At 68.6% G+C, this 26,297-nt stretch carries 24 protein-coding genes; 8 read left to right on the top strand and 16 right to left on the bottom strand.

Going from position 1 to position 26,297, the window contains the following annotated elements; all coding sequences use genetic code 11:
- Positions 1-21 precede the first annotated feature (21 nt).
- From AC4GY7_RS06620 to AC4GY7_RS06590, 7 genes are all read right to left on the bottom strand, one after another.
- A complete protein-coding gene (locus tag AC4GY7_RS06620; RefSeq protein WP_491112634.1) occupies positions 22-2,862 on the bottom strand; it encodes a TonB-dependent receptor domain-containing protein in 2,841 nt (946 codons plus the stop codon).
- A gap of 105 nt (positions 2,863-2,967) precedes the next feature.
- A complete protein-coding gene (locus AC4GY7_RS06615) occupies positions 2,968-4,587 on the bottom strand; it encodes a beta-helix domain-containing protein (RefSeq protein ID WP_491112633.1) in 1,620 nt (539 codons plus the stop codon).
- Positions 4,588-4,926: 339 nt separating this feature from the next.
- Positions 4,927-5,895, bottom strand: a complete 969-nt coding sequence (locus AC4GY7_RS06610) for an FAD:protein FMN transferase (protein ID WP_491112631.1) — start codon at positions 5,893-5,895, stop codon at positions 4,927-4,929.
- Entirely contained in the window at positions 5,895-6,746 is an 852-nt protein-coding gene (locus AC4GY7_RS06605; protein WP_491112629.1) for a DUF4198 domain-containing protein, read from the bottom strand. The genes AC4GY7_RS06610 and AC4GY7_RS06605 overlap by 1 nt, the downstream gene beginning before the upstream one ends.
- Before the next feature lie 15 nt (positions 6,747-6,761).
- Entirely contained in the window at positions 6,762-7,241 is a 480-nt protein-coding gene (locus tag AC4GY7_RS06600; RefSeq protein WP_491112627.1) for a DUF2271 domain-containing protein, read from the bottom strand.
- Between the two features lie 11 nt (positions 7,242-7,252).
- A complete protein-coding gene (locus AC4GY7_RS06595; protein ID WP_491112625.1) occupies positions 7,253-7,915 on the bottom strand; it encodes a PepSY-associated TM helix domain-containing protein in 663 nt (220 codons plus the stop codon).
- Positions 7,916-7,979: 64 nt separating this feature from the next.
- A complete protein-coding gene (locus AC4GY7_RS06590) occupies positions 7,980-9,143 on the bottom strand; it encodes an acetyltransferase domain-containing protein (protein WP_491112624.1) in 1,164 nt (387 codons plus the stop codon).
- 162 nt (positions 9,144-9,305) lie between these two features.
- Between AC4GY7_RS06590 and AC4GY7_RS06585 the strand changes: the two genes are divergently transcribed.
- The 4 genes from AC4GY7_RS06585 to fghA all read left to right on the top strand — a co-directional run bounded on the left by AC4GY7_RS06585 (position 9,306) and on the right by fghA (position 12,637).
- On the top strand, positions 9,306-10,412 hold the full coding sequence (locus AC4GY7_RS06585) for an S-(hydroxymethyl)glutathione dehydrogenase/class III alcohol dehydrogenase (protein WP_491112622.1): 1,107 nt from the start codon (positions 9,306-9,308) through the stop codon (positions 10,410-10,412).
- A gap of 142 nt (positions 10,413-10,554) precedes the next feature.
- A complete protein-coding gene (locus AC4GY7_RS06580) occupies positions 10,555-10,938 on the top strand; it encodes a VOC family protein (RefSeq protein ID WP_443584753.1) in 384 nt (127 codons plus the stop codon).
- Complete coding sequence (purU, locus tag AC4GY7_RS06575; protein WP_491112621.1) at positions 10,935-11,804, top strand: formyltetrahydrofolate deformylase; 870 nt, start codon at positions 10,935-10,937, stop codon at positions 11,802-11,804. Before AC4GY7_RS06580 ends, purU begins: the two co-directional genes overlap by 4 nt.
- Positions 11,801-12,637, top strand: a complete 837-nt coding sequence (fghA, locus tag AC4GY7_RS06570) for an S-formylglutathione hydrolase (protein WP_491112619.1) — start codon at positions 11,801-11,803, stop codon at positions 12,635-12,637. The genes purU and fghA overlap by 4 nt, the downstream gene beginning before the upstream one ends.
- A gap of 52 nt (positions 12,638-12,689) precedes the next feature.
- Here the strand turns inward: fghA and AC4GY7_RS06565 are convergent, their stop codons facing one another.
- Positions 12,690-12,998 (bottom strand): polyhydroxyalkanoic acid system family protein, encoded by a 309-nt coding sequence (locus tag AC4GY7_RS06565; protein WP_491112617.1) that lies wholly within the window; start codon positions 12,996-12,998, stop codon positions 12,690-12,692.
- A 31-nt stretch (positions 12,999-13,029) separates the two neighbouring features.
- Positions 13,030-15,516, bottom strand: a complete 2,487-nt coding sequence (locus AC4GY7_RS06560) for a glycoside hydrolase family 31 protein (RefSeq protein ID WP_491112616.1) — start codon at positions 15,514-15,516, stop codon at positions 13,030-13,032.
- Between the two features lie 279 nt (positions 15,517-15,795).
- Between AC4GY7_RS06560 and purL the strand changes: the two genes are divergently transcribed.
- The 3 genes from purL to bfr all read left to right on the top strand — a co-directional run bounded on the left by purL (position 15,796) and on the right by bfr (position 19,054).
- On the top strand, positions 15,796-18,006 hold the full coding sequence (gene purL / locus AC4GY7_RS06555; RefSeq protein ID WP_491112614.1) for a phosphoribosylformylglycinamidine synthase subunit PurL: 2,211 nt from the start codon (positions 15,796-15,798) through the stop codon (positions 18,004-18,006).
- A 249-nt stretch (positions 18,007-18,255) separates the two neighbouring features.
- Complete coding sequence (locus AC4GY7_RS06550; RefSeq protein WP_443584747.1) at positions 18,256-18,426, top strand: (2Fe-2S)-binding protein; 171 nt, start codon at positions 18,256-18,258, stop codon at positions 18,424-18,426.
- A gap of 112 nt (positions 18,427-18,538) precedes the next feature.
- Positions 18,539-19,054: a bacterioferritin gene (gene bfr, locus AC4GY7_RS06545; protein ID WP_491112817.1), complete on the top strand. Its 516-nt coding sequence runs from the start codon at positions 18,539-18,541 to the stop codon at positions 19,052-19,054.
- Between the two features lie 158 nt (positions 19,055-19,212).
- Here bfr and AC4GY7_RS06540 read toward each other — a convergent pair whose 3' ends face one another.
- Entirely contained in the window at positions 19,213-19,587 is a 375-nt protein-coding gene (locus tag AC4GY7_RS06540) for a glycine zipper 2TM domain-containing protein (protein ID WP_443584746.1), read from the bottom strand.
- Positions 19,588-19,630: 43 nt separating this feature from the next.
- Positions 19,631-20,296, bottom strand: a complete 666-nt coding sequence (locus tag AC4GY7_RS06535; protein WP_491112816.1) for a peptidylprolyl isomerase — start codon at positions 20,294-20,296, stop codon at positions 19,631-19,633.
- A 369-nt stretch (positions 20,297-20,665) separates the two neighbouring features.
- Here AC4GY7_RS06535 and AC4GY7_RS06530 point away from each other — a divergent pair, with 369 nt between their 5' ends.
- Positions 20,666-21,364 (top strand): type 1 glutamine amidotransferase, encoded by a 699-nt coding sequence (locus AC4GY7_RS06530; protein ID WP_491112611.1) that lies wholly within the window; start codon positions 20,666-20,668, stop codon positions 21,362-21,364.
- A 31-nt stretch (positions 21,365-21,395) separates the two neighbouring features.
- Here AC4GY7_RS06530 and AC4GY7_RS06525 read toward each other — a convergent pair whose 3' ends face one another.
- From AC4GY7_RS06525 to AC4GY7_RS06505, 5 genes are all read right to left on the bottom strand, one after another.
- Positions 21,396-21,821 carry an Hpt domain-containing protein gene (locus AC4GY7_RS06525; protein ID WP_491112610.1) on the bottom strand — a complete coding sequence of 142 codons (426 nt, stop codon included), beginning with the start codon at positions 21,819-21,821 and terminating at the stop codon, positions 21,396-21,398.
- Between the two features lie 91 nt (positions 21,822-21,912).
- Positions 21,913-23,286, bottom strand: a complete 1,374-nt coding sequence (gene der / locus AC4GY7_RS06520; RefSeq protein ID WP_491112608.1) for a ribosome biogenesis GTPase Der — start codon at positions 23,284-23,286, stop codon at positions 21,913-21,915.
- 326 nt (positions 23,287-23,612) lie between these two features.
- A complete protein-coding gene (locus AC4GY7_RS06515) occupies positions 23,613-24,317 on the bottom strand; it encodes an NTP transferase domain-containing protein (protein WP_491112607.1) in 705 nt (234 codons plus the stop codon).
- On the bottom strand, positions 24,317-25,408 hold the full coding sequence (locus AC4GY7_RS06510; RefSeq protein WP_443584741.1) for an inositol-3-phosphate synthase: 1,092 nt from the start codon (positions 25,406-25,408) through the stop codon (positions 24,317-24,319). The genes AC4GY7_RS06515 and AC4GY7_RS06510 overlap by 1 nt, the downstream gene beginning before the upstream one ends.
- A complete protein-coding gene (locus AC4GY7_RS06505) occupies positions 25,405-26,277 on the bottom strand; it encodes a CDP-alcohol phosphatidyltransferase family protein (protein ID WP_491112605.1) in 873 nt (290 codons plus the stop codon). The genes AC4GY7_RS06510 and AC4GY7_RS06505 overlap by 4 nt, the downstream gene beginning before the upstream one ends.
- Between the last annotated feature and the right edge of the window lie 20 nt (positions 26,278-26,297).

Below are 26,297 nucleotides of genomic sequence, written 5' to 3'. Positions count from 1 at the left end.
GGATGACGGATGCGGCGGCCCTTAGAAGGTCGCGCTCACCCCGAGGCTGAACACGCGGCCGAGGTTGTAGCGGTTGATGAACACCTCCTTGCCGTTCGGGAAGGTCTGGCTTTCCCGATAGCGCGTGCGGGTGAGGTTGCGCGCCTCCGCCTTGATCTCGAACTGGCCGCCGAGCAGCGACACGCCTTGCCGCGCGACGAGATCGAGGCGGATGCCGGGATGCTCGACGATGTCGGGCTGGAAGCCGTTGCCGCCGAGCAGCGACGGGCCGCGGTTGGTGACGCGGTCGCTCGCATAGTTGAACAGCAGGGTGACCTGCGACAGCGCGTCCTTGTCCTCGATGCCGACCTGCACGTTGACGAGGTGGTCGGACTGGCCGGTCAGCGGCGCGCCGTTGCGGAACAGCGTCACCGCGGGCGCGAAGCCGACCTGACAGCCGGCGACGCCCTGCGTCGAGGATGAGATCGACGGCACGCAGCTGCGGTCCGCGGTGATCCGCGATTTCGTGTAGGTGTAGTTGGCGATCAGCAGCGCGCGGCGGGTCGCGAAGAAATCACCGCCGAACACGTCCGCCAGCGGGAAGTATTTCTGCAACTCGACCTCGCCGCCGTACAGCGTCGCCTTGGGCAGGTAGGTGAAGCCGGTCTGCAACCGATCGTCGGCGCCGGTGTAGAAACCGACCTGTTCGATCGGATTGTCGATCCGCTTGTAGAAGCCCGCCAGCGTGAAGCGCTGATCGCGCTTGAAGAACCATTCGTAGCGGGCTTCGAGATTGTACAGCTCGCTGTCGCGGAGCAACGGGTTGCCGAAGAAAAGGCGATCGGAATCGGGATCGCGGAACTGCTGCGGCGCGAGCTCGCGGAACTGCGGGCGCGAGATGGTCTTGGCGGCGCTCGCCCGCAGCTGCATGTCCTCGGCGAAGTTCCAGGTCAGCGTCGAGGCGGGCAGGAAATAGTCGTTCTTGAGCCGCGCCGCGCCGGTGGTGACGCCGAACGGCGTGACCCGTTCATCGCCCCGCTCGTAGCGCACGCCGATCACCGCACGCAGGCCGTCGAGCGCCTCCGCCTCGGCCTGGACGTAGCCGGCATGGACGTCGAGGCTCGCATCGTAGCGATAGGCGCCCGCCGCGGTGTTGAATTGCAGCTGGATCGTGCACGCGCCGGTGCCGTCGAGCGGACAGGCGTTATTGAGCACATCCGGGCTGAGCAGATAGTCGGGGCGCAGAAGATTGTAGGGATAGCCCGGCGCCGTGCCGCCGCCGCGCGAGGTCTGGTAGTTGAAGACGAGGCGCGACGAGGTGCGATCCGTGCCCTGGTAGAAATAGCCCGCCGACAGCGTGATCGGCCGGTCGCCGTCGATCTTGTACGAGGCGTCGGCCTGGCCGGTCCACAGATCCTCGTTCAGCTCGCTGAAGATGATCGAGGCGAAGGGGGTGAAGCGCTGCGACACCTGATAGGCGCCGTTGCACTGGAAGCCCGATGCCTGCTGGTTGCCGTCGTTGGTGATCGGCAGGCCGTTGGTCGTGGTGGTGGAGCAGAGATAGTCGAACTGCCGCTCGTAGGGCGCATTGCGCTTCGAATTGGCATAGGCGCCGCGGGCATCGACCTTCAGCGCATCGGACAGCTTGAACTCGCCGACCAGCTGGGTTTCGATCAGCTGGCGTTCGAACCAGTTGGTGTTCTGCTGGAAGCGAAGGCCGCTGGCGTTGTTGTAGAGCGTCGCCGCCGAGCCGCGGGCCTGCTTCAGCGTGTCGTGAATATAGACGTTGGTCCAGCGGATCGTGTTCTCGCCGAATTCAAGACCGAGGCCGATCAGCGCGTTGGCGACGATGCGGTTGTCGGTCAGCAGCGTGCTGAAGTCGTTGCGCAGCGTGCCATCGGCCGAGACGCTGTCCTGCTGCGTCGCGAAGCGGGTGCGGAAGGTGTTGCTGGCACTGAGCGATGCGATGACGCCGAGGCGCGAGCCGCCGATGTCGTACACCGAACCGCCGCTGATCTCGCCCGACCAGTTCGCCGGCAGCTGGTTGTTGCGCTGGAGCAGGGTCGTCGAGGCGTTGGACAGTTGCGCCACCTGCGCCGCCGGGATGATGCCGCTGCCGTTGGGCGCGTTGCGGATGAAGGACGGCACCTTGCGCGTGCCGTCGTCGAACCCGATCCAGTCGTAGTCGCCGCCGTAATAGGTGTAGCCGAGTTCGCTGGTGGTCGCATCGTCGGCGGCGATGGTCGCGCCGAACGACAGGAAGTTCTTGTCGGGAATCGCCTTGGTGGTGAGGTTGATGACGCCGCCGCCGAATTCGCCGGGATAGTTCACCGAATAGGTCTTCTGGACCAGCGCCGAGCCGACGATCGTGGTCGGGAAGATATCGAGCGGCACCGAGCGGCGCAGCGGTTCGGGACTGGGCAGCGGCGATCCGTTGAGCAGCGAGGAGGAATAGCGATCGCCCAGGCCGCGGACGTAGACGAAGCCGCCACCGACGACGGACAGGCCGGTGACGCGGGTCAGCGCGCCGGCGATGTCGCCCTCGCCCGTCCGCGCGATATCGGCCGTGGACAGGACGGAGACGATCTGCGCCGTGGCGCGCACCGCATTGGGGATGTTGCGGCCGACGACGACGATATCCTCGACATCGCCGTTCATCCCCGGCGCCGACACCTCGACGGGCGCCTCCTGCTGGTCGGTGGAGGTCGGCGCCGCGCTCTGCGGATCGGCGGCGCCGCCGGGGCTGGAGGTGGCAGGCGTCGAGGTCTGCGCCGGCGGCGGGGCCGGCGCCGCCGTGCCGCCCGCCGTTTGGGCGAGAGCCGCGGGCGCCACGAGGGTGGAGGTAACGAGGAGGAGCGTGGGCAGAGCGAACCGCTGCGGCATGACCGTCAATCCCGGATCAGGAGGCTGTGATACAGGTTCCGGGGCAGCGTTGCCGCCACCCCGGAACCCAAGGCTGTGACGGGGCGGCGCACCGCCCCTGGGTCATCAGCGGCCCTGGCAGGCGAAGTAGACCGAGTTGAACGACGGCGGGCCGAAGTCCTGGAGCGCCGAGTCCGCCGGACGCACCGTGCTGCGGCCGCCGCTGGTCTGTTCGCCGGCGACGATGTTGACGCAGGCGACGTTGTTCACCGTCTTCACGATGCCGTTGACGAATCGCATGTCCGATCCGCCGCGTTGACGGATCGCGGCCGGCGCCAGCGCGGTCTGGATGAAGGTGAAGTTCGCATAGGTGGCGAAGGTGCGCGGCAGCAGATCCTCGGCGTTGTTCGAGTCGATCTCGGTCGAGAAGCTGTCCACCGTCGCGCCGCCGACGCGCTGCGCCGCGATCATGAATTGGATGAAGCCGCGATAGCCGTTGTCGATATCGAAGCCGTCGTCGTCGGCGCCGGTGATCGCGATATATTTGAGATTGCTGGTGCCGCCGAAGATCTCGATGCCGTCGTCGGCCGAGTTATGGCTCTGGATGTGATCCAGCACCGTGCCCGAACCGGTCGCGCCCAGCGTCAGGCCCTGCAGCTCGTTGCCGTCGCTGATTGCAATGCCCGAATAGCGGATCTGCACGTAGGACATCTGGCCGCTCGAATCCGCGGCGTTGCTGCCGCCGTAGAAGCGGCCGGTGACGCCCTCGATCGCCAGCTGGCAGGGAACGCCGGTGGTGCCGCCGCTGCCCGCTGCGCAGACGGCGGTCGACGCGCGGCCGAGCAGGATGATGCCGCCCCAATGGCCCTGGCTGGTTTCCGATTCGCCGGTCGCCGAGGTGACGTTCTGCTGCGAGGTGAAGATGATCGGCGCATCGCGCGTGCCGATCGCGTTCAGCTTCGATCCGCGGTTGACCAGCAGCAGGTCGTTGGTCGATTCGTTGGCATTGGCGAAGACGGTGACGCCCGGTTCGATCGTCAGCGTGACGCCGGTGCCGCCGGTCGCGCCGAGATCGGTGCCGACCTCCGTCTGCCCGGTGAAGCGATAGGCGATGCCGGGGATGCGCGGCAGCGTCAGGCTGGTGGTGATCGCCTGCGGGATATCGCAGACCTTGAAGCCGCCGACCGTCGCCGCCGTCGCGGAACCGGCCGCGCCGCTCGCCGTCGCCGTGCCGGTCGGGCAGGCCGCGCCGCTCGCCAGCGTGCCGATCGCCGGCACCGCGGTGCAGCGCGCGCCCGATCCGCCGAACTCCGCCGCGGTCGAATTGCAGGTCCAGCCCTGGAAGCTGGTGTCGCTCGGGCCGTTGAGCGCGCCGACATAGTTGGTGCTGGTGAAGAAGCTGCTGATCGTCGACGGATCGACCGCCGTGGTCAGCGAGGTCGCCGACACCGGGTAGACGCCGTTCAGCTGCGCGCCGGTGCCGTTGACGTTGTTGTTGCTGCCGGCGTTGACGATGGCGAGCTGTTCGTCGGCGGTCACCGAGATGCCGTTGACCGCGGTGACGGCGGCGAATTGCGCGGCGGTGATCGCGGTCGGCGTGGGGGTCGGCGCGGTCGGGCTGGGCGTCGGTGCCGGCTGCACGATCGTCACGCTGCCGGCGCCCGGCGAGGCGACGTTGTCGGCACCGCCGCAGCCGGCCAGCGCGAGGCAGGCCGTGGAGGCCATGAGGAAAGTGCCGATGCGCATGTTGCTCGCCATGATCGAAAGCTCCCGGTCGATGTTCGTTGGTGCGATCGGCCAAGGCTCCCCCTCACGCCGATCCCTGCCGCGGCGCCTAGGAGCGTCGCGTGACGCCTGCGTGAGAGTTCGGCGACGCTTTCGTTACGGCCGCGCGACAGTTTCGTGACGGCGGGGGCCGGGGGAAGTTCGAGCGATTGCAATCACGTGGCCCCCCGGCGCCTCTCCCGGCGGGAACGGGATCAGGCGCGGAGCGCCGCAGGGTGAGGCTTGGGTGCAGGACGGCGCGGGGCCGTGACGATCATGTTCACGCGAAGCCGCTAAGACGCGGAGAGGTGTTCGCGCGGATCAATCCGTCAGCATCGCCAGCAAGGCCGGGGTGAGGTGTTCGTGCGGCGGCTCCGCCGTGACGATCCGGGCCGGCAGTCCCCTGGCGGTGGCGAGGGCCAGTCCCTGCTCCACCATCATGACGGTCAGCGCCGTCGCCCATGCGTCTGCCGCCAGCGCGGTGTCGGCGATCACGCTGACCGAGACGATGCCGGTGTCGGCCGAGCGTCCGGTGCGCGGGTCGAGCGTATGCCGGCCGCGCCGATAGTCCCCCGAGGTCGCTACCGCGAGCCCGTGCAGCGCGATGCGCAGCGGCGCCAGGTCGATTCCCGGCGGCGTCTCCAGGTCGACCCACCACGGCTGGCCATCTGGACGCACGCCGCGCCCGACCAGTTCGCCGCCGATCTCGACCAGCGCGTGGGTGACGCCCATGCCGCCGAGCAGGTCCGCCACCGCATCGACGGCGAAGCCCTTGGCGATCCCCGACAGGTCGAGCGACAGCCCGCCGGGTTGGCGCAGCCGGCGGTCGCCCGGCGACCAGTCGAGCCGCCGGTATCCGGACGCGGCCCGCGCCGCCGCCAGCGCCGCATCGTCCGGCGCTTCCGCCACCGGATGCGCGCCGAAGCCCGACAGGTCGACCAGCCGGCCGATCGCCGGATCGAACGCGCCCCCGCTGGCCGCGGCGATGCGCAGCCCCGCCGCGATGACATGCGCGAAATCGGGCGGCAGCGTCGCCCAGCGGCCCGCCGGTGCGGCGTTGAAGCGCGACAGCAGCGAGGTCGGCGACCAGTGGCTCATCTCGGCGACGATGCCGTCGAGCCGCGCCGTCACGGCGCGCTGCACCGCCGCCGCCTCCAGCCGGCCGGGCAGCGTCGCGCGGATGCTCCAGCGCGTCCCCATCGTCTCGCCACCGAGATCGGTGACGCGCGCGGCGGGATCGAGGCACGCCAGCGCAGCGCCGTCGATCACCGCCGGCAAGGCGATGCGCATCAGGGGGTGAGCACTTCCAGCGTCGTGACGTAGCTCATCCGGCGTTCGGTGGCGCGCGGCGTCGTCGTCTTGCCGTCGGTCGCGGTGGCGTTGAGCCAGTACATGCCCGCCGCCGGCCAAGTCACAGACAGCACGCCGTCGGCACCGGTGGTGAGGTTCATCGCGCCTTCGTCGTTGCGATAGCGCTTGCCGCCGGGGATGACGGTGACCTTGAGGCCCGGCGCCGGCTTGCCGTCGATCAGGAAGCGGAACTTCGCCGCCTCGCCCGCGACCAGTTCGTCGGGATGGGTGATCGGCGCGAATTCCAGTCCTTTGCCGGTCGGCTTGAGCACGGTCGTGGTCGGCGCGCCGGCGGTGAGGAACACCTCGTTGCGCGAGGAGACCTCGGTCAGCTTCACGTCGGTGGCGTTGGCGGGAATGTCGGCGACGGTCAGCGGCGCGGGCTGCCCCGGGCGCGGCGGGCCGCCCCGGCCGCCGACGCGCTTCTCGACGCCGTCGACCTTGAAGCTGCCCATCACGCCGGACATCTGCGTGCCGACCTTCCACGTCCCCGGCTTGTCGAGTTCGACGTCGAACACCGAGCGGTAGCGGCCGGTGGCGCCGTTCTGCAACTTGCCCTCGCTGCCGTCGGGCTGCCACACCTTGACGGCGTCGAGGCGCAGCGGCTGGTGATCGAAGAAGAACAGGTCGTTGGAGACGGCGGCGTCGATCGTCGCCCAGCTGTCGGTGCCGGAAAACACGGTGCCGGACGGCAGCATCCACATGCGGTGCGCCGACAGCATCGCCGGCACGGCGATCAGCGCGGCGGCGGCCAGAAGGCGGACGGGCAGGCGCGTGGCGAGACGGTTCATGGCTATTCCCCTTTTTTAGCGAGCGGAGACGGTGACGGCGCCGAGTTCGGACTTGCCGGTGGCGCGGGCGGCCGGATTGGGCACGGTCAGCGGCAGGGTAACGAGTTCGCGCCCGCCGGTTTCGCGCGCCGCCTCGACGTTGAGGACATAGGCGCCCGGCTTCAGATTGTCGGGCAGCTTGACGCTATATTGCCCCGGTGCGCGGGTCGCCCCGGTGATGCCGTCGGCGGGGATGGTCATCGACCGGCCGCCCTTGCGCCACCAGGCCCGCAGGTCGGCGAGGTACTTGGTGCCGGCCTCCTTGCCGGTCTTCTTCGTCTCGTACCACAAGGCCACCGTGCGCATCGCGCCGCCGCCCGCCGGCTCCAGCCAGATCGCGACATAGGGGCGGTGATATTCCGCCACATCCTGCTTGGGGATGGTGACGGTGACGGTGGATGCGCTGGCCGGCGCGGCGATGACGCCGCCGAGCAGGGCGAAGGTCGATGGACGCATGATATTCCCCCTTAATGAATGAAGAGCAGGATCAGCAGGGCCGGGATCGCGACGCCGGCCGCGACGATCGGCCAGGTCGAGCGCCGGTGGCGGGCATGCAGCTGGAGCAGCAGCAGCCCGGTGAGCGTGAACAGGATGCAGGCGGCGGCGAAGACGTCGAGGAACCAGCTCCACGCGGTGCCGGCGTTGCGGCCCTTGTGCAGGTCGTTGAGCCAGGCGATCCAGCCGCGGCTGGTGACTTCCGAGGTGATCGCCCCGCTCGTGCGATCGATGCTGACCCAGGCGTCGCCGCCCGGCCGCGGCAGCGCGACATAGACATCGGCGTCGGACCATTCGCCCGGCCGGCCGGCGGGATCGAGGCCGACCGCCTGCTCGACCGTGGCGGCGACGCGTGGCGGCAGCGGGCTGTCGGGCGCCCGCCCCTGCAAGTCGCGCAGCAGCGGCGGCGGCAGCGTCGCCGCCTTGTCCGTCACCACCGGCGTCGCACCGATCGACGCGGCATGGTTGAGCGTGATGCCGGTGATCGCGAACAGCAGCATGCCGACCAGCGACACCGCGGCGCTCATCCAATGCCAGGTGTGCAGTTGCTTCAGCCACCAGCCGCGCCATTTGCGCTTGGGATTGGCGCGCCGGGTCGATGCGGCGGCCGGGGCGATGGATTCGATACGGGTCACCGTCCCCGATTAGCGAGGCGGTGCGACCAGTTCAATATTCTTGCGAATGATTATCATCCGCACCTTACAAATAGCGCATCCAGGCCTGTCCGCTACGGCGCTTGAGCGCGGCGAACCAGCGGGTCGCCAGCCACAGCGGCGGCACCAGCGCCGCGGCGATCAGCCACAGCCAGCCGACGCCGGGCACGTCGCCGGGTCCGGTGGCGAGCCGTACCAGGTGGAGGACGTAGAGGTGCAGCACGTAGAAGAAGAGCGGCGCCCCGCCCAACACCGCCAGCCAGCGCCCGCCCCGTTCCGGCCAGACCGCCAGCAGCAGCGCGGCGATGCCCAGGGTGAGCAGTAGGAAATCGAGCGAGGGTGGATATTTGGTCAGGTTGAGGAATGCCATGACGCTGGCCAGCGGCGTCGCGCCCGCCGCCCAAGGCGTCGGGTCGCCATAGCCGTTGATCCCGCGGATCAGGCAAAAGGCGACGAGCAGCCCCGCCCCTGCCCCCACCAGCAACCGCGTGCGCTTCGCCTCCGGCACACTGGCGGCGAACCACGGCCCCACTGCATAGCCCAGCGCGATCACGCCGATCCAGGGCAACACCGGATAGGACGTCCGCACCCGCACGCCCTCCCACAGGTCGATGAAGCCGCGATCGTGCAGGATCGCCCACAGCGCATGGCCCCGTGCCTCCGGCGGAAACGCGACGGGATCGAGCAGGTTGTGGCCGGCGACGATGGCGATGCCGATGCCGGCGACCCATGCGCGCGGCAGATGGACGAGCGCGGCGAGCGCGATCATCGACCAGCCGATCGCCCAGATCACCTGCAGGAAATAGGTGTCCGGCGACAGCGAGAACGACCAGCCGAACCCGACCACCGTCAGTTCGAGCACCACCAGGAACAGGCCGCGCTTGAGCAGGAACGCCGCCGTCTCGGCGGGCGTGCGACGGGCGCCGAACAGCCAGGCGGATGTGCCGGCGAGCGCGATGAACACCGGCGCGCACAGATGCGCCGCCAGCCGGGTGAAGAACAATCCCGGCGAGGTGACGGCAAGGTCCATCGGATCGGACACCTGATGGCCGAAGAAGAAGAATTCGCGGCTATGATCGACCAGCATCAGCAGCATGACGAGGCCGCGCAATCCGTCGATCGACCCGATCCGCGTGCCTGTCGCGGCAGTGGCGGCGGTCGCGGTCGGCACCCTGGACGGGAATGGCAGGATAGCGGCGGCGGTCGGCATGATCGGGCTCCTCGGTGCAGCGCTATGATATAGCATCACCCGCAACGCAACCGCCGATGCGTCCGAATGGGGCGGATTGGCGGCGGGCGGGCCGCCATCGCCGCTTGCCCCCGATGCGGCTCAGGCGTTAACCGCCGCGCCAGCCAATGCGGGAGTTTAGCCATGAAGACACGTGCCGCCGTCGCGTTCGAAGCGAAGAAGCCGCTGGAGATCGTCGAGCTGGATCTGGAAGGCCCGAAGGCCGGCGAGGTGCTGGTCGAGATCATGGCGACGGGCATCTGCCACACCGATGCCTATACGCTGGACGGGCTGGACAGCGAGGGGCTGTTCCCGAGCGTGCTGGGCCATGAGGGCGCCGGCATCGTCCGCGAAGTGGGCGCGGGCGTCACCAGCGTCGCCGTCGGCGACCATGTCATCCCGCTCTACACGCCCGAATGCCGCCAGTGTAAGTCGTGCCTCAGCCAGAAGACCAACCTGTGCACCGCGATCCGCGCGACGCAAGGCAAGGGGCTGATGCCCGACGGCACCACGCGCTTCAGCTACAAGGGGCAGCCGATCTTCCACTATATGGGTTGTTCCACCTTCTCGAACTTCACCGTGCTGCCGGAGATCGCCGTCGCGACGATCCGCAAGGACGCGCCGTTCGACACCAGCTGCTACGTCGGCTGCGGCGTGACGACGGGGGTCGGCGCGGTGGTCAATACCGCCAAGGTGCAGCCGGGCGACACCGTGGTCGTCTTCGGCCTGGGCGGGATCGGCCTCAACGTCATCCAGGGCGCCAAGCTCGCCGGTGCGACGATGATCGTCGGGGTCGACATCAATCCCGACCGCGAGGATTGGGGCCGCCGCTTCGGCATGACGCATTTCGCCAATCCGCGCGATGTAGGCGACATCGTCGCGCATATCGTCCAGCTGACCGACGGCGGCGCCGACTACAGCTTCGATGCCACCGGCAACACCGACGTGATGCGCCAGGCGCTGGAATGCTGCCACCGCGGCTGGGGCACCAGCGTCATCATCGGCGTCGCGGAAGCGGGCAAGGAGATCAGCACCCGCCCGTTCCAGCTGGTGACCGGACGCAACTGGCGCGGCACCGCGTTCGGCGGCGCGCGCGGGCGGACGGATACGCCCAAGATCGTCGACTGGTACATGGACGGCATGATCCAGATCGACCCGATGATTACGCACCGGCTGACGCTGGAGGAGATCAACAAGGGCTTCGACCTGATGCACGCCGGGGAAAGCATCCGCTCGGTGGTGATCTACTGACCAGCGCGTACCTTATCGTCATCTCCGCCTGCGCGGGGATGACGCCGGGAGGGTCGATAGGGCTCGAGCGCCCAACATCCGGCGTGACGGCGGGGCCGCAATGCCGCTACCACGCAACCACAACACACACAGGAGAGGCACCATGTTCAGTCACGTCATGCTCGGCACCGACGATATGCCCGCGTCCAAGGCCTTCTACGATGCGACGCTGGCAACGCTGGGCGTCGGCCCCGGTCGCAGCGATGCGAAGGGTCGTACCGCCTATATGCACCCCGGCGGCACGCTGATGCTGAGCCATCCGATCAACGGCGAGCCGGCCTGCCACGCCAACGGCGGCACGGTCGGCTTCGCGGCGTCGTCGCCGGAGGCGGTGGACGCATGGCACGCGGCCGGCACGGAAGCGGGCGGCACGCCGATCGAGGATGCGCCGGGCGTCCGCCAGTCGCCGTTCGGGCCGCTCTACCTCGCCTATCTGCGCGATCCCGCCGGCAACAAGGTCTGCGCGATGCACCGCATGCCGGCATGAGCGAGCGGCACGCGATCCAGGTCCTCACCCTCACCTGCCAGGACCGCGTCGGCATCGTCGCCGCGGTGGCGGGCGCGCTGGCGGGGATCGACGGCTTCATCCTCGACAGCCAGCAATATGCCGACCTGGAGACGGCGCGCTTCTTCATGCGCGTCGCCTTTGTGCGCGGCGGCGACCGGTATCCGGCCGAGCCCGCGGCCGTGCATGCCGCCCTTGCGCCGGTGGCGGAGCGCTTCGGCTTCGACTGGAGCCTCACCGCCGCCGCCGACCGGCCGCGCGTGCTGATCGCGGTGTCGAAGGGATCGCACTGCCTCAACGACCTGCTGCATCGCTGGCAGACGGGGGCGCTGCCGGTGGAGATCGCCGGCGTCCTCTCCAACCACGATGCCCTGCGCGGCCTGGTCGAATGGCACGGCCTGCCGTGGCATCACCTGCCGGTGGATGCGGCGACGCGTGCGGATCAGGAGGCGACGATCCTGGCGCTGATGGACGGGGCGCAGGCCGATTATCTGGTGCTCGCCCGCTACATGCAGGTGCTCTCGCCCGCGCTGGTGGAGGCGCTGGCCGGGCGCTGCATCAACATCCATCACAGCTTCCTGCCCGGCTTCAAGGGCGCGCAGCCCTATCACCGCGCCCATGCCCGCGGCGTCAAGCTGATCGGCGCCACCGCGCATTTCGTCACCTCCGACCTCGATGAGGGGCCGATCATCGAACAGGCGGTGGAGCGCGTCGATCACCGCGCCAGCGTCGACGACCTGATCCGCATCGGCCGCGACATCGAATCGCAGGTGCTCGCCCGCGCCGTCGCCTGGGTCGGCGAACGGCGCGTCTTTCTCAACGGCAACAGGACGGTGGTATTCCGATGACGATCGAGACGGTTTCCAGCGCCAGGGCGTTCGGCGGCACGCAGGGCGTCTACCGCCACGAATCCAAGGCAACCGGCACGCCGATGACCTTTTCGGTATACGTGCCGCCGCATGACGAGGGCGCGCGGCTGCCGGTAATCTGGTATCTGTCCGGCCTCACCTGCACCCACGCCAACGTTACCGACAAGGGCGAATACCGCCGCGCCTGCGCCGAACTCGGCCTGATCTTCGTCGCGCCCGACACGAGCCCGCGCGGCGACGGCGTGGCGGACGATCCCGCCTATGACTTCGGCCAGGGCGCGGGCTTCTACGTCGATGCGACCGAGGCGCCGTGGGCGCCGCATTTCCGCATGTGGTCCTACGTCACCGAGGAACTGCCGGCGCTGATCGGCGCGCATTTTCCGGCCGACATGGCGCGCCAGTCGATCATGGGGCATTCGATGGGCGGCCATGGCGCGCTGACCATCGGGCTGACGCTGGCGGAGCGGTTCAAGGCGGTGTCCGCCTTCGCGCCGATCGTCGCGCCCGCGCAGGTGCCATGGGGCGAGAAGGCGCTCGGCGGCTATCTGGGGCAGGATCGTGCCGCATGGCGCCGCCACGATGCGGTCGCGCTGGTCGAGGACGGCGCGCGGGTGCCGGCGCTGCTGGTCGACCAGGGCGATGGCGACCAGTTCCTGAGCGAGCAGCTGAAGCCGCAGCTGCTCGCCGATGCCTGCGCGGCGGCGGGGATCGACCTGACGCTGCGGATGCAGCCGGGCTACGACCACAGCTACCTTTTCATCGCGACGTTCATGGCCGACCACCTCGCCTGGCACGCCGCGCGATTGGGGTAGAACGAGTCCAGCCGTCACCCCGGAACACATCCGGGGTGACGGGCAGACGCGACTATCCCTTCGCCAGCATCTTTTCCGCGCTGGTCTTCACGAAGTCGGCGATCGGGCCGCTCATCATCGCCAGCATCATCGGCACCTTGACCGTGCCGGCCACGTCGCGCTCGCCGACGGTCATGTCGACCGCCACCTTCTGCCCCACGGCGACGATCGCCAGCGTCAGCGCGTCGTCGCCGGTCCAGTGCGCATCCACCGTACCGCCGCCGGGGATGTGCTGCGCGAGCTTCGGCAGCCCCGCCTCGATCCGCCGCCGCGCCTCGTCGCGGCCGAGGCTGTGGGGAATGTCGAAGGGGATGTTGGCCATGGGTCGTCCGAAACGAGAGGGTGTCCCCCCCCTATCGCCGTGCGATCGTCACGTCACCCGCCCGGCGCTGGTCGGGTAGCGTAAAGGCGAGCGTCGCCGCCGCGGCATCGGCCTGCGCCGTCACCGGCCGGCGCGCCGCGGTCACCTGCCCCTCCCCGCTCCAGCCGTGGACCACGACCCGCATCTGCTTCCACCACGGGCGATAGCGGCCGGTACGGGCTGCGAAGCGCAGCGTGATCCCCGCGGGGGTCACCGTGCAGGTCATCGCCTGCCGCAGATAGTCGCCCCTGGTGTAGGCCATCGAATGGCCGTCGTCGGCGTAGAGGTCGCCATGGCAATCGTCGCCGGGATAGACGTCGAGCTGCAACGGTCCATCCGGCACCTGCGCACTATGCTGCACCAGCGGCTGGCGAGGCAGGATGGTGCCGGCGCGGACGAACACAGGCAGACGGTCGAGCCGCGGCGTCTCGGTCACCCGGTCGCCGAGCACCGTCGCCTGGCCCGTCGCCTGCGTCGCCGACTGGATCTGGCCGGGGCCATCCTGCCGCTGCGGCACACCGGCGCGGCTGCCGGTCCAGTAATCGTACCAGCCGCCCGCCGGCAGGCACACGTCATAGGCGCGCGGCTGTTCCGGGTTGGGCGGCGGCGCCACCAGCAGCGCACCGCCGAGCGTGAACGTCCACGACTGGTCGCACCCCATGCGCAGCGCAGCCGGATAATCGTAGAACACCGGCCGCAGGATGGGATCGCCGGTGCGCGCGTTGCGGTCGGCCAGCGTATAGAGATAGGGCATCAGCCGGTAGCGTTCCTCGACGAAGCGGCGGCGGATGGCGAGATGCTCCGGCCCGTCGACCCAGGGCTCGGCGCGCGGCGTGCCCTTGGCGCTGTGATCGCGGAACACGGGGTAGAAGGCGCCGATCTGGAACCAGCGGGTGAGCAGGTCCGGGCTCGGCCCGCCGGCGAAGCCGCCGACGTCGGCCGCGCCATAGGAAAAGCCCGACAGGCCGAGGTTGATGATCTGCTGCACCGACAGCTTCAGATGATCCCAGGTCGCCAGATTGTCGCCCGTCCAGGTCACCGCATAGCGCTGGCCGCCGGCATAGCTCGCCCGCGTCATCACGAAGGCGCGCTCGTCGGGGACGAGGCGGCGCAAACCGTAGTAGGTCGCGCGCGTGTTCTGCATGCCGTAGACGTTGTGGATCTCGGCATGGCTGGCGGTGCGGGGCGCGAAACCGTCGCTGGCGATGCGGTGGACGACATCGTCCGGCATCGTCTTGGTCGGCGTCTCGAAGATCGCCGGCTCATTCATGTCATTCCACGCGCCGGCGACGCCCATCTTCACCTGATCGTCGAACAGGGTGCCGTACCAGTCGCGCACCTTCGTTTCGGTGAAGTCGGGGAACACCGACGGGCCGGGCCATACCGGCCCGACATACACCGAACCATCGGCGCGATGGACGAAGGCGTCGCGCTTCGCGCCCTCGTCATACGGGCGATAGCCCTGGTCGGGCGCGCGGGCGACGTGCAGGTCGGTGATCGTCACCACCTTGAACCCGTCGCGCTTCAACGCGCCGAGCAGGCCCTTCATGTCCGGAAACGCCTTGGTATCGACGGTGAACGGCCGGTTGCGGTCCTGCCAGTCGATATCCAGCCACAGCACGTCGGTCGGCACCCGCTCCTGCCGCAGCCGCGCCGCGACGGTGCGCAGTTCGTCGGCGGTCATGTAGCTGTAGCGCGACTGCTGGTAGCCCAATGCCCATTGCGGCACGAGCGGCGCCTTGCCGGTGAGGTCGGTGTAGCGGCGCACCACCTCCGCCGTCGTCGGTCCGGCGATCAAGTAGTAGTCGATCGGCCCGTCCGGCCCGCCGAAGCTCAGCGTCGTCGCATCGCGATGGCCGAAATCGAACCACGTCCGCCACGTGTTGTCGAGGAAGATGCCGTAGCTGCCCCCCGCGCCGCCGACGCCGAGGAAGAAGGGGATCGATTTGTAGATGGGATCGTCGCCGCTGCCGAAGCCGAAGGCGTCGGTGTTCCAGTCGACGAAGCTCTTGCCGCGACGGTCGAGGCCGCCGGTCTTGTCGCCCAGGCCGAAATAATGCTCCGCCTGCGGCATCGACTTGGCGAGCGTGAAGGCCGTGCCGTCGAAGCGCACCGGCGCCGCATCGGCGGAAATGACCTGGCCGGCGAGATCCTCCACCGTCATCCGTCCGTCGGCGGCGAAGCGGACGCGCAACGCCCTGGTTGCGAAGCCGTCCGCGGCGGGGGCGACCGCGACATGGGCCGCCCGCGTCGCGGCATCGACCGCCCAGCTGGCGTCTTCCGGCATCGCCCCGTCGCGCGCCACCCGCACGCGCAGGATCGAATCGGTCAGCGCCACGACGCGGACGGTCGCCGCGCCCTGCCGCACCTCGGCGCCGTCGGGCCGCGCGGTCACGGCAGGCGCCGGCTGCGCGTATGCCGCCGCCGGCACGATCGCGGTCGCAAGGGCAGTCAAGGCCAGCAACATCGTGGCGCGCATGTCAGGTCTCTCCCGGTATTATTACCCGGGCTCTGCGCGGGTGGCCGCCGTGAGGTCAACCGTCCGAGGCTAGGCATACGTATGCAGCCAACCCACCGTCACCCCGGACGTGTTCCGGGGTCCACTCCGCGGCGAGGGGAATAGCTAGAGCCTCTTGCTTCACCCGAGTGGCCAAGTGGACCCCGGAACACGTCCGGGGTGACGAACGGATGTGATCATGCCTCCCCCCACCCGCCACGGGAGGTGACGAAGCGGCCCCGCCCCGCTAAGGCGCCGCGCATGACCGAGATCACCGCCCAGATCGTCGCCGACCACGGCCTGTCCCCCGAGGAATATGACCGCGTCCTCCACGCGCTCGGCCGCGAGCCGAACCTCGTCGAACTCGGCATCTTTTCGGTGATGTGGTCCGAGCATTGCTCGTACAAGTCGAGCCGCATCCATCTGAAGAAGCTGCCGACCGAAGGCCCGCAGGTGATCTGCGGCCCCGGCGAGAATGCGGGCGTCATCGATATCGGCGACGGTCAGGCGGCGATCTTCAAGATGGAATCGCACAACCACCCCAGCTACATCGAACCCTATCAGGGTGCGGCGACGGGCGTCGGCGGCATCCTGCGCGACGTGTTCACGATGGGCGCGCGGCCGGTGGCCAACATGAACGCGCTGCGCTTCGGCCGGCCCGATCACCCGAAGATGCGCCACCTCATCAGCGGCGTCGTCCACGGCATCGGCGGCTACGGCAATTGCGTCGGCGTGCCCACGGTCGGCGGCGAGGTGAACTTCCACCCTGCATACGACGGCAACATCCTGGTCAACGCGATGACCGTCGGCATCGCGGACACGGACAAGATCTTCTATTCGGCCGCGTCGGGCATCGGCAATCCGATCGTCTATGTCGGCAGCAAGACCGGCCGCGACGGCATCCATGGCGCGACCATGGCGAGCGCGGACTTCGGCGAGGATGCCGACGCCAAGCGCCCGACGGTGCAGGTCGGCGACCCCTTCACCGAAAAGCTGCTGATCGAGGCGTGCCTCGAACTGATGGCGACCGACGTCATCGTCGCGATCCAGGACATGGGCGCCGCCGGTCTCACCTCATCGTCGGTCGAGATGGCGTCCAAGGGCGGCGTCGGCATCGAGCTGGTCATGGACGACGTGCCGCAGCGCGAGACGGGCATGACCCCGTACGAGATGATGCTGTCGGAATCGCAGGAGCGCATGCTGATGGTGCTGAAGCCCGGCCGCGAGGCCGAGGCGGAGGCGATCTTCCGCAAGTGGGAACTGGATTTCGCCGTCATCGGCCGCGTCACCGATACCGGGCGGATGGTGCTCACGTGGCAGGGCGAGACGGTGTGCGACATTCCGCTTGGGCCCCTCGCCGACGAAGCGCCGCTGTACGACCGGCCGCATGTGCCGACGCCCAAGCCTGCGCCGCTGGAGAATGCGCCGGAAAGCCGCGACATCGCCGCCGACCTGCTGACGCTGATGGGCTCGCCCGATATCGCCAGCCGCCGCTGGATCTGGGAGCAATACGACCACATGGTCGGCGCCGACACGGTGCAGGCGCCGGGCGGCGACAGCGCGGTCGTACGCGTCCACGGGACGACCAAGGCGCTGGCGATCACCACCGACTGCACGCCGCGCTATTGCTTCGCCGACCCGGTCGAGGGCGGCAAGCAGGCCGTCGCCGAAGCATGGCGCAACCTGACCGCGGTGGGCGCGACGCCGCTCGCCATCACCAACTGCCTCAACTTCGCCAATCCGCAGCGGCCCGAGATCATGGGCCAGATCGTCGGCTGCCTGGAGGGCATGGGCGAGGCGTGCCGCGCATTGGACTTCCCGATCGTCAGCGGCAACGTGTCGCTCTACAACGAATCCAAGGCGACCGGCGGCGGCTCCGCGATCCTGCCGACCCCGGCGATCGGCGGCGTCGGCCTGCTGAAGGACTGGACCAAGAACGCGACGATCGCCTTCAAGGGCACGGGCGACGTGATCCTCGTCGTCGGCAGCCGCGGCGGTCACCTCGGCCAGTCGCTCTACCTGCGCGAATGCCACGGCCGCGAGGAAGGCCCGCCCCCGCCCGTCGACCTCGCCGCCGAGCGCAAGGCCGGCGACCTGATCCGCACCGCGATCGCCACCGGGCAGCTGGCGGCCGTCCACGACGTGTCGGACGGCGGCATCGCCGTGACGCTCGCCGAAATGGCACTCGCCGGCAATATCGGCGCGATGATCGACCGCAAGCAGCCCTTCGGCTGCGCCCGATCCTTCTTCGCCGAGGACCAGGGCGTCTATGTCGTGACGGTCGAGGACCATGCGCTGCTCGACTTCCTCGGCGCCGCACATGCCGCCGGCGTCGAGGCCGAGCCGCTGGGCCGCACCGGCGGCAAGCGCCTGATCTTCGAACGTCCCGATCGCGACGACGTGGTGACGCTCGACGCACTGCGCGCCGCACACGAGGGCTTCTTCCCCAAGCTGATGGGGGTCGCTCTCTAATTCCTCCCCCGCCAGGGGGAGGGGGACCGCTCGCCGCAGGCGAGTGGTGGAGGGTGAGGTAAGCGGCACGCCCGCGTAATCGAGGATGCCGCTTACCTGCCCCTCCGTCAGCTGCGCTGCCACCTCCCCCTGGCGGGGGAGGACTTGGAATGCGACGAACCGAGTATCAGCGACTGCGAATCACTCGCACAGGCACTTGCGACCGTTTCGCATTAGCCCTATTCCCCGGGGCGAAGCGAAGGAGCGTTCATGGTCGTCTGCGTCTGCAATGCCATCCGCGAATCCGAGGTCCGCGCCGCGGCGCGCAGCGGCTGCATGACCGCGTGCCAGGCGTATAGGTCGCTCGGCTGTGCGCCGAAATGCGGCCAGTGCACGGTGGTAGCGCGAGCCATTATCGATACCGAGCGCGCTGCTGCATAACGTTCGCAGCCACGAAAAACCGCAGATTTCCGCCATTTTCCGGGTTGCCGCAGGGCCGACCCGGCGCCTAATATCGGACGGTACGACGATATAAGGTGTTGGAGCCATGGCGATGAAGGGCGACCCGCGGGTCATCGAGTTTCTGAACGAGGCGCTCAAGAACGAGCTGACCGCGATCAACCAATATTGGCTCCACTACCGGATGCTCGACCATTGGGGCGTCTACAAGCTCGCCCAGTACGAGCGGATGGAATCGATCGACGAGATGAAGCACGCCGACTGGCTGTCGGAGCGCATCCTGTTCCTCGATGGCCTGCCCAATTTCCAGCTGCTCGGCCGCCTGCGCATCGGCGAGACGGTGGAAGAGGTGCTGCGGTCGGACCTCGCGATGGAGCTGGAAGCGGTCGAGCAGCTGAAGGGCGCGATCGCCTATTGCGAAGAGGTGAAGGACTATATCAGCCGCGACCTGTTCGCGCGCATCCTTGCCAGCGAGGAAGAGCATGTCGACACGCTGGAGCGCCAGTTCGAGATGATCGAGCGGATGGGCATCCACAATTACGTGCAGCTGAATTCGATCAGCGAGCATGATTCGCCCAAGTCCGGCGCCGCGCCTTATCTGAAGGGGTGAGGCACACCCCACTCCTCCCTCGCTTCAGCGGGGGAGGGGGACCGCTCGGCGCAGCCGAGTGGTGGAGGGGGCGGTCCCGCGAGCACGACGCTCACCGCTGCCCCCCCTCCGTCAGCTTCGCTGCCACCTCCCCCTGGCGGGGGAGGACCGGGCCGGCCTTACCGGCACTTCACCTTGCCGCGATCGACCGACCGGCCGAGCAACGCACCACCGCCCGCGCCGAGCAGCGTGCCGAGCGTGCCGCCGCCGACGAGATTGCCGAGCACGCCGCCACCGACCGCGCCGACCACCAGGCCGGTGGTGCCGTCGTTGCGCTTGCAATAGGCCCGACCGTCACGGCCGCGGTAGATACGGTCGTTACGTCCCAGCCGGCGCTCGCGGTAGCGGCCGTCGCGATAGTGATCCGACGGTTCCCAGTTGCGATCGTTGTCGCCCTGCCAACGATAGTCGCCACGCTGGGCCATGGCGGGAGCCATCGTCACGGGCGATGCCATGGCGACGACTGCCAGCGCGGCGAGAAGTCCGGTCTTCATCGGTGATCCTCCTTGCGATGATCGGGGATAACCGCAGGGCACTTCATTTGGTTGCAGGGGCGTTCCGCGGCGCCGCCGGCTTGGTCTTCACCAGCCAGGGTTTGACGAGGCCGGTCGGGCGCGGCGTGCCGTTGAGGCGGCGGGCGGCGATCAGCTTGACCGGCTGCATCAGCAATTGCCCGCCCATGCCGCCGCCGGTCGGCTGCGCCAGGATGCGCCGCAGCACCGGCATCCCCGACACGACATGGCCGAAGGCGGCATAGCCGGGATAGCTCCCCTTGGCGTCCATGCTGGGGATCGCCCCCAGGGTGATGAAGAAATTGCCGCCGGCCGATCCCGCCTCCGCCCGCCGCGCCATCGAGATCGTGCCGTCGAGGTGCTTGATCCCGGTCATCGTCGTGGTTTCGAGCGGGAACGGCGGCAGGATGCGGCGCGCATCGGTACGGATCCCGCCCTGCACGAAGCCGCGATCCGGCGCGCTGCGATTGCGGGCGGCGCGGTAGAAGGTCATGCCGTCGAACCGCTTGTCGTCGACATAGCCCATGAAGTTCGCGACCGTCTGCGGCGCGCGCTTCGCCTCCAGCGCCAGCACGATCGGGCCGTAGGCGGTGTCGAGTCGCACGCGGACGATCGCGGGTTCGCGCGCCTGGGCGGCGGGGGCGATCGCGAGCCATGCTGCGGCCGCGAGGGGAACGAGGAAAGGACGCATCATGCCTCCGCGCTATGCGCTCCTCGCCTTCGGCGCAACAGCCGCGAAAACGCCTGTCGAATCAGACGATTGCTTGGAACAAAACGCTGATTGCGCTTTTTGCAGTTGCGGAGAATCGTGCTGCGGTGCACAACGACTGTGCCTTTCAGGCATCCTCTCCTAAAAACTTTCCGGCCGGTCTTTGACCGGCCTTTTTTTTGGCCGCCGTCCCGCGTAGGGGGTCGTCACCCAAAGACGCGCCGTCAACGAGATATACGGAGCGGAGCCGCCGGTGAAACCGGCACCGGCGCGTCGGGTGCGGGGGATCGAGTCCATCGGCGTATCCGGATTCTCCCCCGCGGTTCCTTCCGCGCAAGGCTGATCCCGACCATGCATATCGGCATCCTCGAAACCGGCGCGCCTCCCGGCGATCTGGCCGCCCTGCATGGCAGCTATGGCGCGATGGTCGCCCGGCTGCTCGGCGCGCAGCATCGCTACACCCGCTACGACGTGCGTGCCGGCGTGCTGCCGGAGCGGCCTGACGCGTGCGATAGCTATGTCGTCACCGGCTCCGCCGCCGGGGTGAACGACGGGCTGGCGTGGACGGCGCGGCTCGCGGATTTCCTGCGGGGGGCGCGCGGCCGGGCGCGGCTGATCGGCATCTGCTTCGGCCATCAGATCATCGCGCATGCCTTTGGCAGAACGGTGGTGAAGGCACCGCAAGGCTGGGGACTCGGCCTGCACCATTATGATCTCGCGCATCCGGTCGTCGGCCTGCCCGACCGGGTGAGCGCGATGGCGTCGCACCAGGATCAGGTGGTGGTCGCCCCCGCCGGAGCCACGGTGCTGGCGGAAAGCGCGTTCACCCCCTGCGCCGCTCTGGCCTATGCCGATGGCGCGGCATTGACGCTGCAATTCCATCCGGAGTTCGATGCGGCCTACGCCTGTGCGCTGATCGCGGCACATAGCGCCCCGGATATCGGCGACGACCTGCGCGCCGGTGCGATCCGATCGCTCGATGAGGCCAGCGACAATGCAGGCATCGGCGCCTGGCTCAACCGCTATCTGGAAACCGGCACCGCGGCCTGACCGGGTATGGTCACCACGTCGCGCCGGCGCGTCAGACCCCCGTCGTCCGGCGACCGAAACCGCCATTGCCCAGCGGACGGCGCGACACCAGCGGATTGGCCTCGCGCTCCAGCAGCGCCAGCGTTTCGAAGAACAGCGGGCGCAGGCGCACGACATGCTCCAGCGCCTCTTCGCACGTGTCCTGACGCTCGACGCAGCCGCGTGCGATCTCCTCGATCGTCTCGGCGACGGCGGCGAGCGGTTCGGCACCGAACTGCCGCGCCTCGCCCTTCAGCGTGTGCGCAGGGATGACCATCGCGGCGGAGCTGTGCGACCGCATCGCCTGCTCGATCGCCGCGACCGACTTCACCCCGTCCTCGCGGAAATAGCCGAGGATGCGCACGAATCCGGCGCCGAGCTCGCCGCGCGCCTGCGCAAACGCCGCCCAATCCACCAACGTGCTGCCTTCGAACGACACTGCCTTCTCCCTCGGCCGCGGGACCCACCCCGCTCAGGTTCGGGATCCACGCTTAGGCCGAAGCGGTAAACACGACGTTGCCGTGGCTGCCCTATTCTTTGGTGTCGAAGGGGTTTTTCGGCGCGCGCAAGGTGAGGCGCACCGGCACCGCGCCGAAATCCAGTTCCTTGCGCATCGAATTGACCAGATAGCGTTCGTAGCTCGCCGGCAATTGATCGACGCGCGTGCCGAAGATCACGAAGCTCGGCGGGCGTGTCTTCACCTGGGTGACGTAACGCATCTTGATCCGCTTGCCGCCGGGTGCGGGCGGTGGATTGGCCTCGATCGCGCGTTCGAACCAGCGATTGAGCTCGCCCGTCCCGACCCGCTTCGACCACGCCTCGCGCGTGTCGAAACAGGCATCGATCAGCTGGTCGATGCCCTTGCCGGTGGCGGCGGAGACGGTCATCACCGTCACGCCCTTCACCTGGCTGAGGCCATCCTCCAGCGCCCGCTTGACGCCGTTGAACAAGGATGAGGCGTTTTCGGCGACATCCCATTTGTTGAGTGCGATGACGAGCGCCCTGCCCTCTTCCAGCACGCGGTCGGCGATGCGCAGGTCCTGCGCCTCCAGCCCCAGCGTCGCGTCGAGCAGCAGCACCACCACCTCGGCGAAGTCGACCGCGTGGAGGGCGTCGGCCACCGACAGCTTTTCCAGCTTGTCCTGCACCTTGGCGCGCTTGCGCATGCCGGCCGTGTCGATCAGGCGGACGGGACGCGGCGCGCCGAGACGATCGTACCAGGTCCAGTCGACCGCGATCGAATCGCGGGTGATGCCGGCCTCGGGGCCGGTAATCATCCGGTCTTCGCCCAGCATCTTGTTGATGAGCGTCGACTTGCCCGCATTCGGGCGGCCGACGATGGCGAGCTTCAGCGGCGCATCGGGGCGCTCGTCGTCCTCCTCCTCCGGCATCGCCGCGGCTGCCGCCTCCAGATGCGGCAGCAGCCCCTCAAATAGGTCGCCCAGACCCTCGCCATGTTCGGCGGACAGCTGCACCGGATCGCCGAACCCCAGCGCCAGCGCTTCCAGCACGCCCTGCTCGCCCGCCCGGCCTTCCGCCTTGTTGGCGGCGAGCACCACCGGCGTGCGCGACTGGCGCAGCCAGCGGGCGATTTCCTCGTCGAGCGGCACGATACCGGCCCGCGCATCGACCAGGAACAAGGCGACATCGGCCTGGCCGATCGCCGCCTCAGTCTGCAGGCGCATGCGGCCGGGCAGCGTCTGCGCGTCGTGATCCTCGTAGCCCGCGGTATCGATGACGCGGAAATCGAGGCCGATCAGCGTCGCATCGCCCTCCCGCCGGTCGCGTGTCACGCCGGGGCGATCGTCCACCAGCGCGAGCTTCTTGCCGACCAGGCGGTTGAACAGCGTCGACTTGCCGACATTGGGGCGGCCGACGATCGCGACGGTAGGAAGACGGGACATGATGCGGCCTTAGAACGTAATGGCGTGACTTAGAACCGTTTGTGCTGAGCCTGTCGAAGCACAGGTGAGACTCAGGGCCTTCAACAGGCTCAGGGCAAACGGCGAGTACGGATCGACCCGACGCCATTCCGCTCTATAAGACACAACGGGATAAGGGAACCGGCCTGTATTCCTCCCCCACCAGGGGGAGGGGGACCGCTCGGCGCCAGCCGAGTGGTGGAGGGGGAGGTAAGCGGCGTCCCCTGATATGGTCGTGCGTCGCTTACCTCCCCCTCCGTCAGCGCTGTGCGCTGCCACCTCCCCCTGGCGGGGGAGGAATGACGGGGTCACGCCGCCAGCCGGGTCATCCAGCCTTCGGCATGGGCGAACGCCGGCGCATCGTCGACGTCCAGCCAGTCGAGGTCGCTGCAATCGACCACCTTGGCATGGCCCTTGGCGGCGAGGATGCGCACGCCCTCGGTCAGCGACGGGCTGTCGAGCGCCGCCAGCGCGGCGAAGAAGGCTTGGCCCACGGCGAACACGCCGGTGTCGTAGCAATCGTGCGGATCCAGCCCCTTGCCGATCCCGACGATCGCATCGCCTTGGGTCGCGACGCAGGTGACGTCGAGCGGATCGACCCAGGCGTGCCCCAGCCGCCGGTCGATGCCGAGCCGCAGCCCCTCGCCTGCGCCCGCCTCGGCGAGCCGGCGATAGTGGCGCGGGCGGACGAGGTGATCGCACATCGCCAGCACCGCGCCCCCCTCGCCCACCAGCGCGCGCGCCGCCAGCGCGCTGACGCCGTTGGGCTGGTGCCAGTCGGTCATCACCGTCAGCACCTCGAGCGGCCACGCCCGCGCGGCGAGATGCGCGGCGATCGCCTCTGCACCATAGCCGAGCGACACGATCGCACGGGTCAGGCCCGCCGCCGCCATGCCGTCGAGGGCATGGTCGATCAGCGCCCGCCCGCCGACCGGGCAGAGCGGCTTGTACGGCGTCACCGTACGGAGCCGGCTGCCCTGTCCGGCGGCGAGCAGCAGGCCCGTGGTAAGCATCAGGCGGCCTTGATGAAGTCCTCGACCGCGATCTGGGCGAGGTCGTCGGTCATCTGGGTGCGCGGATGCTTGCAGAAATAGGCGGATGCAGGATCGATGACGCCGGCGATGCCGCGGTCCTTGGCGATGGCGGCGCAGCGGATCATGTCGATCGCGACACCGGCGCTGTTCGGCGAATCCTCGACCGACAGGCGCAGTTCCAGGTTCATCGGCACGCCGCCGAACAGCTGGCCTTCCATGCGCAGGAAGCAGACCTTGTTGTCGTTCTGCCACGGCACATAGTCCGACGGGCCGATGTGGACGTTCTCGTCCTCCAGCCGCTCGGCCGCGACCGACTGCACGGCTTCCGTCTTCGACACCTTCTTGCTGGCGAGGCGGCGGTGGTTGGACATGTTGAGGAAGTCGGTGTTGCCGCCGGTGTTGAGCTGGTAGGTGCGATCGAGCTTCACGCCGCGCTTGGCGAACAGGTCGGTCAGCACGCGGTGCACGATCGTCGCGCCTAGCTGCGCCTTGATGTCGTCGCCGATGATCGCAACGCCCGCATCCTCGAAGCGCTTCGCCCATTCGGGGTTGGAGGCGATGAAGACCGGGATGTTGTTGACGAAGGCGACGCCGGCTTCCAGCGCGCATTCGGCGTAGAATTCGGTCGCCTCCTGGCTGCCGACCGGCAGGTAGTTCATCAGCACGTCGGTGCCCGAACGCTTCAGTTCGGCGACGACCTCTTCCTTGGTCGGCTGGGTGTCGTTGGCGACCACGAAGGTGCGGTCGTCCTTGTATTCGCTCATATGGTCGGCGACGCCGTCCAGCACCGCGCCCATCTTCACCACCGTGCCGGTCGACGGGATGGTGGCGGCGAACACCGCGGTGCAATTGGGCTTGGCGAAGATCGCTTCGGCGACATCCTTGCCGACCTTGCGCGCATCCACGTCCCAGGCGGCGACGACCTTGATGTCGGAGGGCTTATAGCCGCCGACTTCCCAGTGCATCAGGCCGACCACATCGTTGGTCCCTTCGCGATAATGCTCCAGCCCCTGGACGAGCGAGCTCGCGCAGTTGCCGATGCCGACGATGGCGATGTTGATGCTCTTCATGAATGACCCTGTTCGCTTGAAAGAAGAATGGACTGCGGCGCTGCGCCGTGAACGAAACGGCGCTCGACGCGCCGGTGGAGAAGGAGGCCGAGGGCGGTGACCGCGGTGAGCGGCACGATCTCGAACCACCAGAACAGCCGCGGATTGCCCGCAAGGCAGGCGATGGCGATGGCCCAGACCCGCACGTTGGCGGTCAGCAGGCTTTCGAGCCGCATCACCGGCACCGCCGCGGCGGCATAGGCACGCGCGAAGGCCGCGCGATCACCGCCCTGCGCCTCGGCCGCACCGAAGCGCCGCTCGAACGGCATGGTGATGCGGTCGACCGATCCGGCGATGCTGTCATAGAAGCGGACCAGCGCCATGCCCGTCGGCACCGGCACGCTGGCGAGCGCGATGCCGCGGGTGCGGCGATGGAAGCGGGCGCGCTCGCCTTCGTAGAGGCTGGATTGCACCGCGTGGCAGCCACCGGCGGCGATGGCGAGCAGCCAGCCCTCCGCCGTCCCGACGCTCCAGGCGAGCGCGACGTAGATCAGCGCGAAGACGCCATGATCGCACAATCCGTCGAGCGCCCGCCCGAGCGCGCTCGCCGTGCCCGTCGCCCGCGCGATCATGCCGTCGAGGCCGTCCGCGACCAGCCAGGCCACCGACAGGACGAGGCCGAGCAGCGCCAGCGCGGGGTGGTGCCAGTTCGCATAGGCGAAGGCCCCCGCGGTCCCGCAGCCGAGCCCCATCACCGATACCGCATTGGCCGACACGCCCTGCCGCAGCGCAAAGGGCAGCAAGGCGTGCGACGCGGGATGGATCAGGTAAAGATTCGATGGGTCCTCGATCCGGCGATCGCGCGAGCCATCCCGGGGCGGCGGTGTCATCAGGCGTTCATAATGCGCCT

The organism is Sphingomonas sp. SP5, assembly GCF_058313455.1.
This window is presented reverse-complemented; position numbering and strand designations above follow the sequence as displayed.